The sequence below is a fragment of the Holdemania filiformis DSM 12042 genome, from assembly GCF_000157995.1.
In the GTDB taxonomy this organism is placed as follows: domain Bacteria; phylum Bacillota_I; class Bacilli_A; order Erysipelotrichales; family Erysipelotrichaceae; genus Holdemania; species Holdemania filiformis.
Genome location: NZ_GG657558.1, coordinates 125,286 through 139,555, shown reverse-complemented (window position 1 = coordinate 139,555; position 14,270 = coordinate 125,286). Strand labels below are relative to the sequence as shown.

General features: G+C 48.5%; 11 protein-coding genes. 10 read left to right on the top strand and 1 reads right to left on the bottom strand.

Going from position 1 to position 14,270, the window contains the following annotated elements; all coding sequences use genetic code 11:
* The 10 genes from HOLDEFILI_RS11325 to HOLDEFILI_RS11280 all read left to right on the top strand — a co-directional run.
* Positions 1–238, top strand: a 238-nt coding sequence (locus tag HOLDEFILI_RS11325; RefSeq protein WP_006059832.1) for an oligopeptide/dipeptide ABC transporter ATP-binding protein, incomplete at its 5' end; no start/stop codon positions are given.
* A 3-nt stretch (positions 239–241) separates the two neighbouring features.
* The gene (locus HOLDEFILI_RS11320; protein WP_006059831.1) at positions 242–1,246 is read left to right on the top strand and encodes an oligopeptide/dipeptide ABC transporter ATP-binding protein; all 1,005 of its coding nucleotides are present in this window, start codon (positions 242–244) and stop codon (positions 1,244–1,246) included.
* Between the two features lie 156 nt (positions 1,247–1,402).
* Positions 1,403–2,998, top strand: a complete 1,596-nt coding sequence (locus HOLDEFILI_RS11315) for an ABC transporter substrate-binding protein (RefSeq protein WP_006059830.1) — start codon at positions 1,403–1,405, stop codon at positions 2,996–2,998.
* A 165-nt stretch (positions 2,999–3,163) separates the two neighbouring features.
* A complete protein-coding gene (locus tag HOLDEFILI_RS11310; protein WP_006059829.1) occupies positions 3,164–4,768 on the top strand; it encodes an ABC transporter substrate-binding protein in 1,605 nt (534 codons plus the stop codon).
* Positions 4,769–4,855: 87 nt separating this feature from the next.
* On the top strand, positions 4,856–6,238 hold the full coding sequence (locus HOLDEFILI_RS11305; RefSeq protein ID WP_006059828.1) for a M14 family zinc carboxypeptidase: 1,383 nt from the start codon (positions 4,856–4,858) through the stop codon (positions 6,236–6,238).
* Between the two features lie 193 nt (positions 6,239–6,431).
* Complete coding sequence (locus HOLDEFILI_RS11300) at positions 6,432–8,030, top strand: ABC transporter substrate-binding protein (protein WP_006059827.1); 1,599 nt, start codon at positions 6,432–6,434, stop codon at positions 8,028–8,030.
* A gap of 238 nt (positions 8,031–8,268) precedes the next feature.
* Entirely contained in the window at positions 8,269–9,861 is a 1,593-nt protein-coding gene (locus HOLDEFILI_RS11295) for an ABC transporter substrate-binding protein (RefSeq protein ID WP_006059825.1), read from the top strand.
* A 105-nt stretch (positions 9,862–9,966) separates the two neighbouring features.
* Positions 9,967–11,535 carry an ABC transporter substrate-binding protein gene (locus tag HOLDEFILI_RS11290; protein WP_006059824.1) on the top strand — a complete coding sequence of 523 codons (1,569 nt, stop codon included), beginning with the start codon at positions 9,967–9,969 and terminating at the stop codon, positions 11,533–11,535.
* A 243-nt stretch (positions 11,536–11,778) separates the two neighbouring features.
* Positions 11,779–13,368, top strand: a complete 1,590-nt coding sequence (locus HOLDEFILI_RS11285) for an ABC transporter substrate-binding protein (protein WP_006059822.1) — start codon at positions 11,779–11,781, stop codon at positions 13,366–13,368.
* A gap of 60 nt (positions 13,369–13,428) precedes the next feature.
* Positions 13,429–13,971: a GNAT family N-acetyltransferase gene (locus HOLDEFILI_RS11280; protein WP_006059821.1), complete on the top strand. Its 543-nt coding sequence runs from the start codon at positions 13,429–13,431 to the stop codon at positions 13,969–13,971.
* A gap of 33 nt (positions 13,972–14,004) precedes the next feature.
* Here HOLDEFILI_RS11280 and HOLDEFILI_RS11275 read toward each other — a convergent pair.
* Positions 14,005–14,270: hypothetical protein (locus HOLDEFILI_RS11275; protein ID WP_006059820.1), on the bottom strand; the 266-nt coding region annotated here is incomplete at its 5' end.

Sequence of the window (14,270 nt, the reverse complement as noted above, 5' to 3'; positions counted from 1 at the left end):
GCAGCACCCTTACACTCAGGGTCTGCTCAAATCGTTCCCGTCCTTTAAGGGCGCCAAGAACGACCTGCGCGGGATTCCAGGCTCGCTGCCGGATTTAAGCCAGGAAATTCCAGGCTGTGTCTTTGCGCCGCGCTGTCCGTTCGCGACTGAAAAGTGCCGCACGGTTGAGCCGGAATTGAAGACGATTAACGAGAAGGGCAACTGGAAGGTTGCCTGCCACAAGGTAGGAGGTGAATAAGCGATGTCGGATACAGTTATTCAGGTAAAAGACCTGACCCGCTGGTATATCCAGAAAAAGGTAACCAAGCAGGATGGCAAAGTCAGCAAGAAGCAGACGATCAAGGCTGTCGACGGCGTCAGCTTTGAACTGAAACGGGGCGAAACCTTAGGCGTTATCGGCGAATCCGGATGCGGTAAGTCGACGCTGGGCCGTGTTCTGATCCATTTGGAAGATCCGACGGCCGGGGAAATCTTATACAACGGCGTTTCCAGCACCCAGCTGAAAAAGAAAGACCGGCTGGCGTTCTGCCGGACCTGCCAGATGATTTTCCAGAACCCGTTCGATACGTTCGATCCGCGGTATACGATTGAAAAAATCTTCATGAGCGTGCTGAAGCTGCACAAGATTGGCGCGAATGATGAAGAACGTCACAACATTATGATCAAAACGCTGGAAGACGCCGGAATGGCGCCGGCCACCGACTATATCTACCGTCATCCGCATGAACTGTCCGGCGGTCAGCTGCAGCGTATTTCGATTTTGCGAAGCATGCTGCTGCGCCCGACGTTCTTAGTCGCGGACGAACCGGTCAGCATGCTGGACGTTTCGATCCGTGCGGATATCATCAATATGCTTCAGACATTAAGCAAGGAAGAAAACACGGCGATGGTTTTCATCAGTCATGATATCGCGACAACCCGTTATATTTCCGACCGGGTTGCGGTCATGTACTTGGGCCGGATCGTGGAAACGGGCATTACCGACGAGGTTCTGCACAATCCGCAGCATCCGTACACCAAGGTCCTGATTTCCAACTGTGCGTCTTTGGATCCATTGGAAAAACGGGAAATCATCGAAATCGAGGGCGAACCGCCGACCCCGATCAACACCGGCCCGGGCTGCTATTTTGCCCCGCGGTGCTATCAGGCCTGCGAGAAGTGCTTTAAAGAATATCCGGAAGCCCGCGATCTGGGCAACGGGCATATCGTGTCCTGTCATTTTGTCGGCAACGACGCTGAAAAATAACCAGCGGCTCAGGCTCACCCGTCACGGACGGAGGAGCCTTTTTTAGAACTTTTCTTCCTTCATTCACGAGCAAGACCGCGTGGGAAACGGTCTTGGGGGTGGGGAGTTTACCGCTCCGGCAAGGAAGCAGAAAATAGAAAACAAGGAGAAAGAAAGATGAAATTTGCAAGAAAAGCACTGATTGCGCTGTTGGCGCTGGCGATGCTGGCCGGCTGTTCTTCTGCACCGAAGGAACCGGCTGCCAACCCGGAAAATCCGTCCGAGGGCGAACAGACCCCGGTTCAGGGCGGAACTTACATCATCCGTCAGGCTACCGATCCAGGCAGCTTTAACCCGGATGTCAAGGGCGACGACATGGCGACCTACACGGCGACCAACGTCTTTAACCGGCTGGTGAAGACGACGGCCTCGACCGAAATCATTCCCGACCTGGCGGAAAGCTGGGAATTCAGCGAAGACGGCAAGACGCTGACATTCCATCTCTATGAGAATGTGAAGTGGCATGACGGCGAACCGTTCAGCTCGGAAGACGTCAAGTGGACGCTGGATATGATCCGCACCGAAGGCTTCCAGTCCAACAGCTTCAAAATGATTGAAGAAATTACTTGCCCGGACGCCAGCACGGTCGTCATTCAGATGAGCTCCCCGAGCGCCGCTATTTTAAGTTCGTTAGGCTGGCTGGGGACGTTTATTCTGCCGAAGCATATCTATGAAGGCACCGACTGGACGGCCAACGACGCCAACATGCATCCGATCGGCACCGGCCCGTTCAAATTTGAAAGCTATGAAAAGGGTCAGGCGATCACGCTGGTCCGCAACGACGATTACTTCATGGGCGCACCGTATCTGGATAAGCTGGTCATCACGATTATTCCGGATGCCAACACGGCTTTCCAGGCATACATGAACGGTGAAGTCGACGATCTGATGCTGAATATCCCAAGCAACGAAATCGCCGGCTTAAAAGCCAATCCAGATTACACCGTTTACGAACGGGCATCCAACAACCGCACGTATCTGACCTTTAACTTTGACGAAGAACCGTTTAACGACGTGCGCGTGCGCGAAGCGGTCAACCTCGGCATCAACCGCCAGGAAGTTCTCGATAAGGCGGCGAAGGGCATCGGCGCGGTGCCGAAGTATTACATGACGCCGGTCTTTGCCTGGGCGATGAACGACGCGGTGACGATTCCGGAACGCGATGTGGAAAAAGCACGTCAGCTGCTGGAAGAAGCCGGGTATACGGCTGACGCTAACGGTATGTATATGAGCGTAACGCTGGATCTGTTTGACAGCGGCGATTTCAAGGATACCGCGACAGTTCTGCAGCAGAACCTGAAAGAAATCGGGATTGACGTGAAGCTGAACATCACGGAAATGGGCACCTGGCAGCAGAAGGTTCAGGTCGACAGCGATTACCAGATGGCGATGCTTTCCGGATCGCAGGGACCGGACGCTTCAGCGATCTCGATGCGCGTGCATTCCGCCGGCGCGTTTAACTTAGCGCATTGCAAGAATGCGGAACTGGACGCTCTGCTGGACGAAGGCGCGATCACGACAGATCAGGCTGCCCGGGCAGAGATCTACAAGCAGGCGCAGGTCATCCTGGCGGAAGAACTGCCGATCGTTCCGGTTAAGGAAGCGACGTTCACCGTTGCCGTCCGCAATACGATTCATGGACATCCATATTCTGAAGAAGGCATCCACACGGTGGCTTCCAATGAATTCTCCCGTGTCTGGGTCGAGGAATAAGCAGAAATATTCAGGAAAAAGAGTTTGTTGCGCAGACTCTTTTTCATTAGCTGAAAGAGTTTTCTGAAAACTGCGAAGAATGATGAAAAAGAGATTGACTTGATTTACAAGAAGGGATAAACTGAAATTAATCTCTAGGGGAGAAAAGAAAGGATTCAAAATAATATGAAAAAACTGTTTCAAAGCGTTCTGGTGATGCTGTGCTTAGCACTGACCTTAACCGGATGCGCGGGCGGCGGAACTGCTTCGCCGAAGCCGGAGAATGAAGAACAGCCGAGCGGCGAGCCGGTCCAGGGGGGAACGTATGTCATGCGCAGTCATGGCGATCCGAACTCGTTCAATCCGAATATGAAAACGGACGATCTGCAGCTGCCGGCCACGTACAACATTTTTAACCGGCTGGTGAAGATGACCGTCGACAACCATGTGGTGCCGGATCTGGCTACGGATTGGGAGTTCAGCGAGGATGGAATGGAGCTGACCTTTAATCTGCGTGAAAATGTAAAATGGCATGACGGCGAGCCGTTTACCTCCAACGATGTCGTCTGGACCTTTACCAAGGTTCTGGAGGAAGGCTATCAATCCAATACGTTAAATATGATCGATTCCGTCACCGCTGACGGTGATTATAAAGCAGTTTTCCATCTGAAGCAGCCGGATGCTTCGGTTGTCAGCGTATTGAGCTGGCTGGGGACCTGGATCATGCCGGCGCATTTGTATGAAGGCACGGACTGGACGCAGAATGAACACAACATGCATCCGATCGGCACCGGCCCGTTTAAATTTGTAAAATACACGCCGGGCGTTTCCATCGAAATGGAGCGTAACGAAGACTATTGGGACGGCGCGCCGTATTTAGACAAGCTGATCATCTCAATCATCCCGGACGCGTCGACAGCGTACCAGTCGTATCTTAACGGCGAGGTCGACGACATGCAGAGCGGCGTTCCGACATCCGATCTGCAGGAACTGATCGACGATCCTGAGCATTACAATGTTTATCAGTATGTTTCCAGTTCCCGGACGTATCTCTCGTTCAATATCGGCGAAGATAATCCGTTCCATGACGTGCGCGTGCGTCAGGCTGTGGATTTAGCAGTCGACCGTCAGGCTGTGCTGGACAAGGCGGCCAAAGGCTTCGGCGCGGTATCCGAATATTACATCTCGCCGATGTATCCATGGGCATTAAATGATGACGCCAAGATTCCGTCCCGCGATGTGGAAGCCGCCCGCAAGCTGATTGAGGATGCCGGTTATACCGCGGACGCCAACGGAATTTACTTCAGCTGTGAGCTGACGACGTTTGATTCCGGCGATTTCAAGGATTCCGCGATCGTCATTCAGGACAGCCTGAAGCAGGTCGGGATCGACGTGAAGCTGAACGTCCTGGAAATGGGCGCCTGGATGACCAAGGTCATCGACGATTACAACTTTGACATCGCCTTATGCTCCGGCGGTCAGGGCCCGGATGTTTCCGCGATCCGCAACCGCGTACACAGCGAAGGCTCGCTGAATCTGACCAAGTATAACAATCCGGCGCTGGATGAAGCGCTGAACGAAGGCGTTAAGGTGTTCTCGGAAGAAGAACGCGCGCCGTATTACAAAGAAGCCCAGCAGATCATGCACGACGATGTGCCGATCGTGATCCTGAAGGACTTCACCGCGGTTTACCCGGTGAAGAGCTATATTCACAACAGTCCGTTTGAGCCGGAAATGGCAAGCTTGTACGGGACGTATGAAATGGCGAAGGTCTGGATGGATCCGCAATAAACCAAACGATAAAAAGAACAGGCAAATCCCTATCGATTTGCCTGTTTCCTGGGTTATCGGGAAGAAAAATAAAAAGGAGAATTGAACATGGCTGATTTTATTCAAAAACTGATTGACAACATTCCGGATTATCAACAATTTCTGACTGTGGATGAGATGGATGAAAACTCTAAACGGCTGGCGGCGGAATTTCCTGGAATTGTCGAGATTTTCGAAGCTGGAAAATCGCGTAAGGGACATCCGATCTACTGTCTGAAGATCGGCCAGGGAAGCCGCAACGCTTTGATGTTCGGCTGTCCGCATCCGAACGAACCGATGGGCGCGATGCTGCTGGAATACTTCTCACGCGCGCTGGCTGAAAACGAAGATCTGCGCAAGGAGCTGGATTATACCTGGTATTTGATCAAGAGCATCGATCTCGACGGTACGCAGCTCAACGAAGGCTGGTTCAAGGGACCCATCACGCTGACCAACTTCACCCGTCATTATTTCCGGCCGGCCGGGTATGAACAGGTCGAATGGAATTTCCCGTTCCACTATAAAAACTATACCTACGATACGCCGATTCCGGAGACCGTCTGCCTGATGAATCTGATCGACAAGATCCAGCCGCAGTTTATGTATTCACTGCATAACGCCGGCTTTGGGGGAACCTATTGGTATCTGACCCGGGAAATCCCGGAATTGTGGGACAAGTTCTACGCTGCCACGGCGAAGCAGAATATTCCTCTGCATCTGGGCGAGCCGGAAGTAAACTATATCACGCCGTTCTCGCAGGCGATCTATCCGATGATCAGCTCCAAGGATACCTATGATTACAACGAAAAATACGGCACAGTCGCTCCGGAGAAGCTGATGTCAACCGGCACCAGCAGCGCCGATTACGCCAGTCAGCAGGGCTATGATACGACGACGCTGGTCACGGAACTGCCGTATTTCTACGAGCCGCGCATCCAGAGCGATAAGCTGATGGATTTCTCACGCCGCGAAGCCGCGCTCAAAGGCCGTGAAATCCTGCATGAAAACCGCAAGGCTGTCAAAGCCCGCTATGATCAAATCGCCGATCTGATCAGCGGCGACAACAGCTTCGCCAAGATGGTCAGCAACGGCTATGAGCATTTTGAGGAAGACTACCGTCAGGAATGTGATTTCATTCGTCAGGATCCGAATTACGACGATTCATGTAAGGAATCGGAAGCGTTTGACAATCTGGAGATCCCGAAGTACCGCGTCCTGCTGCAGTGGACGCTCTTAATCCGCGCCTGCGAGCATGAGCTGGCGAAGAACCCAAGTCCGGAAGCCGCAGAACGGCTGCAGCGCATTCATGACGAGGGCGAAAAGGAATTTGCCAAGCGGGCGGAAATCGCGGAAAAAGAACTGCATTATCAGGTTATCCCAATCCGCAAGCTGATTGCCGTGCAGCTGGAAAGCGGCATGCTGGTGGCGGATTATCTGCAAAAACATCGTTAACTGTCGAAGCAAGGAAGTTGATCTTCCTTGTTTTCATTTCTTACATTGTTCAATGAATAATTTCATGAATTTTACCGAAAATTTTAAAATTTCATATTTTCAATTATCACAAATCCTTCACATTTCACTAAAAATCGTTTATCATTAGACTAACGATTGCTTCAAACACAATCGATAGAGGAGGAAAGAATACATGAAAAAACTTCTAAAAGTTTTAGTTGTGTGTCTGGCCATGGCGATGATGCTTGCAGGCTGCGGTAATGGCGGCAATGGCGGCACGTCCAATGAAGGTGGACAAACAGACGGCGAAAACAGCGGAATTCCTACGGATCAGACTTTGATCATGGTCACCACGCAGGATCCGCAGAGCTTCAACCCGGACTTCAAGTCCGATGACGGCGCTTGGCCGATCAACCAGAATATTTTTAACCGTCTGGTGAAATTGGGCAACAACACAAAAATTAATTTGGACTTGGCTGAATCCTATGAGTTCAGCGAAGACGGTATGCAGCTGACATTCCATCTGCATGATGGCGTTAAGTGGCATGACGGCGAGCCGTTTACCTCGGCTGACGTCAAGTGGACTTACGATACCGCAATCGCTGAAAAATGGTCAAAAGCAGACAACCTGTCCAACATTGACAGCATTGAATGCCCGGATGACAATACCGTTGTCATGAACCTGAAAACACCGGACGTTTCAATCATTGCGAAGCTGGCCTGGTACGGCACATTCATCATGCCGAAGCATCTGTATGAAGGCACCGATACGGCGACTAACCCATACAACCAGAATCCAGTCGGAACCGGTCCGTTTAAATTTGTTGAATACAAAGCTGGCCAGTATGTAACGTTGGAACGCAACGAGGATTTCTGGGGCGACAAAGCGATTGCCAAGACGCTGAAATTCGCGATTATTTCTGATGACAATACATTGTGGGAAGCTTTCATGAACGGTGAAGTTGACGATCTGTGTCAGATGATTCCTGCGGCGCACGCAAATGATCTGGATGGCAATGATAACTATACATTCTATTCAGAAATGGGCATTAACCGGACTTACATCACATTCAACCTGAAAGACGAACGCTTCCAGGATCAGCGTGTTCGTGAAGCTTTCGCTTTAGCGATTGATAACCAGGGCTGCTGGGACAGAACTGCGGGCGGCAATGGCGAACCTTCTGAATACATGATTTCACATGCTTTCACGAAGTACTTGGATGAAGATTCCAAACTTCCTAAGAGAAATGTAGAAGAAGCTATGAAGCTGTTGGAAGAAGCGGGTTATACGAAAGATGCAGACGGCTATTATATGCATGTAACATTAGATGCTTTCGAAAGCGGCAACTGGAAAGATCTGGCTGCAATTATCCAGCAGAATGTTAAAGAAGCCGGCATCGATCTGAAGATCAACATGATGGAAATGGCGGCTTGGCAGGATAAGGTTCAGGTTAACCGCAACTTTGAAATCACAATGTTAGCGGGCTATCAGGGACCGGATATTTCGGGTGTTTCCGGACGTGTTCAGACAGGTACTTCGATGAATATGGCTGGCTATTCCAATCCGGAACTGGACGCTTTGTTAGACAAGGGCGTTACGCTGTCGAACGAAGAAGAAAGAATCGAATGCTACAAGGAAATCCAGAAGATCATGCGTGCTGACCTGCCGATCATCCCTATTATCGACAACGGCTACAAATATGCGATCAAGAAGGAAATGAAGGGTATGCCAATGGAACTGGACGATAAGACAGCTTCTTCGGAATACACCTACACATACCGCGCTGAATAATTCATATTAGATTCTTAAAGACATGCTCATAAGGGGCGTGTCTTTTTCTTATGGTCATTTTTAAGCTTTTGTCCGCATAATGAAAAACAGCTTTCATGAAAATTATATATTTCTTACAAAATGGGATTGAATAATTTTTCAAGAACCTGTATCATACACTTATGTGAATGGGAGGGATTCTATTGGAAAGTGATAATGCACCGTAGTTTTTCATTTAGAAAGGGAAAGGAAATTAAAAATGAGAAAAAGCGTTAAGATTTTAGCAGCCTTGCTCAGCGCTGCGCTCTTGCTGACAGGATGCCAGGGCGGCGGCGATAAACCGACCTCGACGACAGATTCAGGGACAGATAAAACGGAAACGATCGGCACGTTCATTACCGCTGTGCAGGGAGATCCGTCCAGTTTTAACCCAGACATGAAATCGGATGATTATTTATGGCCGATGGCTCAGAACTTATTCAACCGTTTGTATAAGTTGGCGCCGGGCGATGTTCCGATTCCGGATCTGGCAACCTCTTACGAATGGAGCGACGACAACATGACGCTGACATTCCATCTGCGCGACGGCGTAAAGTGGCATGACGGCGAACCGTTAACATCTAAAGATGTTAAATGGACTTACGATACAATTATTGAAAATAAATGGTCAAAATCTGATACTTTTGTCAATGTTGATACAATCGAAGCACCGGATGATCTGACGGTCGTCTTCAATATGAAGAACCCGGATGCCGGACTTGTTCCTCTGTTAGCCTGGTATGCAACGTTTATTCTGCCGGAACACATCTGGAATGACCCTGCTTATCCGGATTTCGCGAAGAATCCGGCGATGCAGAAGCCAATCGGTTCCGGACCGTTTAAATTTGTTGAATACAAAAGCGGACAGAGTGTAACATTGGAACGTAATGAAGATTTCTTTGGCGGCGCGCCGGAAATCGAACGTCTGATTTATCAAATCATGCCGGATTTGAATACGACGCTGGAAGCGTTTAAAAACGGTGAAATCGACTATATTACAAGCTTGCCAACGGCGAATCTGCACGATTTCGACAACGACCCGAATTATGAAGTCTTCTCCTTCCTGAGCATTAACAGAACATATCTGACATTCAATATGGAGAAGGAACCATTCAACAATCCGAAGCTGCGTCAGGCTGTCGCGTATGCGGTTGACCGCCAGGCGATCGTTGACCGGATGGGCAACGGCGTCAGCGCTTTGCCGGAATATTTCATTTCTCCGCTGTTTGAAGATTATCTGAATGATGATTACAAACTGCCAGAACGCGATATCGCGAAAGCACAGGCATTGATGGAAGAATGCGGATTAAAGAAGAATTCCGACGGCTATTATCTGACAGTGACTTTAGACGCTTTTGAAAATGGCAACTTCAAGGATGTCGCGGCAATCGTTCAGTCCAGCTTGAAGGAAGCCGGCATTAAGGTTGAGCTGAATTTGATGGAATACGCAGCCTGGACGGATCAGGTCAAAGAAGGTCGTAAGTTTAATATGACGATGCTCGCAGGCTATCAGGGACCGGATATTTCCGGAATCTACATGCGTGTTGGCATTACGGGCTCCAATAACTTTACCGGTTATGCCAGCGACGTCATGGAAGCCGCGCTGGAAAAAGGCGCTCAGAACTCGGATCCGGCGATTCGTAAGGAAGCCTATGACGAAGTTCAGCGTCTGATGAGCGAGGATATGCCAATGGTGCTGCTGCTTGACAACGGCCAGGTTATTCCTGTTAAATCCAAATTTGACGGCACGCCATATCAGGTTCCTGACAAGGCGGCGACGAACGAATTTACGTATGTGACTCTGAAAAAATAAGAAATGTCCAAAAGCGGAGTGTTTTTACGGAAATACTCCGCCTTTTATTGCTTTTATTTTCGTTCGTTCCTGTTATAATGAGAATAAGAAAGAAGAGGGAATCTTATGAAGAAATTTCTCAAACTGCTTGCGGTAGGTTTAGTTGCGGCTTTGACGTTGACGGCTTGCGGCGGGCAGAATAACAACACAGGCAGCGATGAAGCAAAAACAACCTCCGAGGATACATTAATTGTTGTTTCATCAGGGGATCCGGTTAATTTTCATCCAGATTTTAAGTCAGATGATAATGCCTGGGGACCAAACCAGAATATTTTCAACCGTTTAATCAAATTGAATGCCTATGATCAGGTTATTCCGGATCTGGCGGAAACTTGGGAATGGAATGACGACAGTACTCAGGTAACATTCCACTTGCATGAGGGCGTGAAATGGCATGATGGCGAACCATTTACTTCAGCGGATGTTAAATGGACTTATGACACGCTGATTGCAGAAAAATGGAATAAGAGCGACAGCTTAGCTTCTGTTGAATCCATTGAATGCCCGGATGACAATACGGTTGTAATGAATTTAAAATATCCGGATGTTTCTCTGATTGCGAAATTATCCTGGTATGGAATGTTTATTATGCCGAAACATTTGTATGAAAACACCGATACGGCGACGAATGAATACAATATGAAGCCGGTTGGAACAGGTCCGTTCAAGTTTGTTGAATTCCAAAAAGGTGTCCGTGTTGTTCTGGAAAGAAACGAAGATTACTGGGGCGATAAAGCGAAAGTAGCGAAGGTCATTTACTCGATTATTCCGGATGCGACAACTGCTTATCAGGCATTCCGCACTGGTGAAGTTGATTACTATACGGCCATTCCTTCTCAGAATGCGAATGATTTTGACAATGATCCAGATTATGAAGTTTATCCAGTCATTGGTATGAATCGTTCTTATGTCACAGTGAATATGACGAACGATACTTTCAAAGATGCACGTGTCCGTCAGGCTATCGCTTACGGCATTGATCGTCAGATGATCTGGGATCGTTGCGCGGGCGGAACCGGGGCTGTGGCTTCGACATTCATCGCTCCGAATACGGGTTTCGCGGATGAAAAATATCAGATGCCGGAACGCGACGTAGCGAAGGCTCAGCAGCTTCTTGAAGAAGCCGGGTTTAAGAAAGACGCAAATGGAATTTATTTCTCAACGGAAATGAAATTCTTTGAAAGTGGTTATTTCAAGGACGCAGCGACAATCATTCAGAGTAACTTAAAAGAAGTCGGTATTGACGTTAAATTAACGATGCTGGAATATGCGGCATGGGTAGATAACGTTAAAGTAAATCACGATTTTGAAATGACGATGGCTGCCGGTTATCAGGGACCGGATGTTTCCGGTATTTCTGGCCGTGTTGGAACAGGGACATCCATGAACTTTATGGGTTATTCCAATCCTGAACTGGACGCATTGCTTGAAAAGGGTGTTCAGATTTCGGATGAAACTGAAAGAAAAGCTGTTTACAGCGAAGTTCAGCGAATTATGAGTGAAGAAATGCCAATCATTCTGTTCATGGATAACGGTGCGAAAGTACCAGTCAAGAAGATTTTGAAGGGCACTCCATATCAGGAACCGACAAAAGCTGCTTCCCATGAATTAACTTACGTTGAATTTGTAAAATAAAACTTGTAAGCCGTGGTAAAAGAACAATGACCAGTTTGTTCAAAAGCCGCGGCTTTTTTTGTATGTGAAAGTTCATTTTTAACTCAAGGATTAGAATGCCATGAAAATATTTACAATATTAATTATGAAAATTATACAAAGAATGAAAGAAATGATAAAGTTTATCTTGACGACTTTCTTTTCAGCGTGTAAACTCAAACTATATTCTTCCAATGGGAAAGGAAGAGGCAAGGAGGGAAAGATATGAAAAAGTTATCAAAACTGCTGACAGCCTTATTAATTGCGTGTTTGATGCTGGCAGGCTGCGGTACGGATGAAAAGAAAACCGACAAGGATGGGACAGCGGGAGAAGCACCGGCACAGGATGTTTTAATCTATGCGGTTAACGGGGATCCTCAAAGCTTTAACCCCGATATGAAGTCGGATGACTATGCATATCAGATCAATCAGAACATTTATAATCGTTTAGTTAAGCTGAACGCAAACGACCAGATTTTACCGGATCTGGCAAAGAGCTGGGAATTTTCCGAGGATGGCCTGACGCTGACTTTCCACTTACAGGAAGGCGTCAAGTGGCATGACGGCGAGCCGTTTACTTCTGAGGATGTTAAATGGACATTTGAGACCATGAAAGAGTATTCTTGGACTAAATCAGACTCACTGGCGGCAGTGACTTCCATTGAATGCCCGGATGAGAATACGGTTGTGCTGAATCTGAGTCAGCGCGACGTCGGGATTGTGCCGAAGCTGGGCTGGTATGCGACGTTCATTATGCCTGAGCATATCTGGAATGATCCGGCCTATTCTGATTTTGTTTCCAATCCGGCAACATGGAATCCGGTGGGGACAGGACCGTATAAATTTGAAAAATATGATGCAGGCGTTGGTACCACGCTGGTTCGCAACGAAGATTTCTTCGGAACCAAAGCAACGATTGAAAAGCTGATTTTCCAGGTTATTCCGGATCAGACGACTGCTTACCAGTCTTTCTTAAACGGTGAAGTTGATTATCTGGGCGTGACAGTTCCGACAGCGAATAAGCATGAATTGGATAATGATCCGAATTATAAGCATTTCCATTATCTGTCGATCAACAGAACATATATCACCTTCAACATGGAAACCAGTATCTTCAAGGATGTTCGCCTGCGCCAGGCTGTTGCGATGGGCGTTGACCGCCAGGGGATTTACGACCGGGTTGCCAATGGAACCGGCGCGTTAGCTGAATACTTCATCTCGCCGTTATGGGAAGGCAAGTATCTGGATAAACAGTACACCATGCCGGCCCGCGATGTAGAAGCGGCGAAGAAGCTGATCGAAGAAGCCGGTTATACATTACGCGACGACGGGTTCTATTTCGATATGACGATGGATATCTTTGAAAGCGGAAACTTCAAAGATATCGCGCAGATCGTGAAAGAAAACCTGAAGGAAATCGGCATCAATGTCACGCTGAATATCATGGAAATGGCGGCATGGCAGGATAAAGTCATTACCAATTCCAACTTTGATATGACGATGCTGGCAGGCTATCAGGGACCGGATGTCTCCGGTGTTGCCGGACGCGTTGCTTCTAATGGCGGAACCAACGTCGGATTGTATAACAATCCGGAAATGGATGCCGCGCTGCAGGCTGGCGTTGAAACTGACGACGATGCAGAACGGGCGAAGGCTTACAGTGAGGTTCAGCGGCTGATGAGCGAAGATATGCCGATGGTCTTCCTGTTTGAAAACGGCGATTGTCTGCCGGTTGCGGCCAATCTTGACGGTACGCCGAGAGACGTTCCGGAATTGGCTGGGGCTGCGGAATTCACATACGCGAATTACAAATAAGTCTAAATTCAGAAAGCCGTCGGTTGACGGTTTTCTTTTGAAAGGAGCGGGAATCAGCGAATGAAAATGGAAACCGACAGAATCAGGTTACGACCTTGGGATAGGAAGGATCTGGAGGATCTTTACGCTTTCGCAAAGAATCCGGCCGTGGGGCCGCAGGCCGGTTGGCGTCCGCATCAAAGTAAAGAAGAAAGCAGTCAGATCTTAAGCCGGATGATAACAACTCCCGACGCGTTTGCGGTTGTGCTGAAATCCACGATGCGAGTCACAGGGATGATCAGCGCGGGCATTGATACTTCGCGGCGCAACCTGGCGGCGAAGACGATCGGCTGCGCACTGGATGAAGCTTATTGGAATCAGGGCATCATGACGGAAGCCGTCGGTCTGATGATCCGGCATCTGTTTGACGATCCGGGAACGGAATTGATCGCGATGGATCATTTTGTAGACAACTGGGGTTCGCGGCGAGTGATCGAAAAGAACGGCTTTCATTATGAGGGAACAATCCGGCAGAAAGTACGGTTGTATACCGGGGAAGTCAAGGACTGCCGCTGTTATTCGTTAACCCGGGCTGAATTTGAGATGCGGAATGCTTCATCATGATGAACAGAATCTGCGAATAAAAAATGAATCCGGTCAGTCGGATTCATTTTCAGTCTGAATGGATAATTTTATCTTCTTCGGCGCGCTTTCTTTACGATACTTGTGAAACTGAGTCAGGAAAATCGCGGGGAAGACGACAGCCGAAGCGGCGACCACAGACATTAAGCCGATCATCATCGACTGGTAAACGGTTTCCATCGGGGATTGCTTCATGGATTTCACACTCCTTATACTTCCTATTATAGCCTGATCGACGGTTAAATAGAAGACGACAAAACGGGTGAAATGGATAAAGAGGC